Origin of the sequence: Rahnella sp. PD4 (assembly GCF_049199325.1) — a bacterium.
In the GTDB taxonomy this organism is placed as follows: Bacteria; Pseudomonadota; Gammaproteobacteria; order Enterobacterales; family Enterobacteriaceae; genus Rahnella; species Rahnella perminowiae.
On the sequence record NZ_JBLZQF010000052.1, the window covers coordinates 1 to 219 of the forward strand.

Here is a 219-nt window from a genome sequence, read left to right on the forward strand (position 1 = left end):
TGCTGATGACGCTGTCGTTCTGGTAAATCGCGTTATTGCTGCCCTGATTTAACCGGGTGACGCGGTGTTCCAGCGTGGCGACGTAGCGGGTCTCATCGGCGGAGGTGCCGCACTGGCGGAACTGGGTGATGACGCCGGGGATAATGCGTGGTTTAACCGGCTCCCACGGCTTACCGTCGGGGTACATCAGGAGCAGGGCGGAATAGTTGATGATGTGCT

1 protein-coding gene is annotated in these 219 nt (G+C 59.4%); it reads right to left on the reverse strand.

The genetic code is table 11. The features are described 5' to 3' along the window. Positions 1-219: contractile injection system protein, VgrG/Pvc8 family (locus tag ACOZIO_RS25165; protein WP_421595886.1), on the reverse strand; the 219-nt coding region annotated here is incomplete at both ends.